Annotated in this window: 1 protein-coding gene; it reads right to left on the minus strand. The window is 46.1% G+C overall.

Translation table 11 applies throughout. The annotated features are described in order from the left end of the window. Positions 1 to 284, minus strand: a 284-nt coding sequence (locus tag G9F48_RS19395; RefSeq protein WP_238785908.1) for an exodeoxyribonuclease III, incomplete at both ends; no start/stop codon positions are given.

The raw sequence follows: 284 nt of genomic DNA on the forward strand, positions 1-284 counted from the left end.
TTTCGGATTTTTTAAGTCTATCTCCCTGTGTGCGACATTCAGATCGCCGCATAATATCACGGGCTTCTTCCGGTCAAGCTTCTGCAGATAATCCTTAAAATCGGCTTCCCATTGAAGACGGTAATCAATTCGCTCTAATCCGCGTTTGGCATTAGGCGTATAACAGTTGACGACAAACACATGCTCAAATTCAAGCGTGATCACCCGTCCTTCTTGATCATGGTCGTCAATCCCCAGTCCATAGAACACGTGCAGCGGCTTTTCTTTCGAAAAAACAGCCGTGC

Origin of the sequence: Bacillus sp. EKM420B (genome assembly GCF_011065565.1) — a bacterium.
Classification (GTDB): domain Bacteria; phylum Bacillota; class Bacilli; order Bacillales; family Bacillaceae; genus Bacillus; species Bacillus velezensis.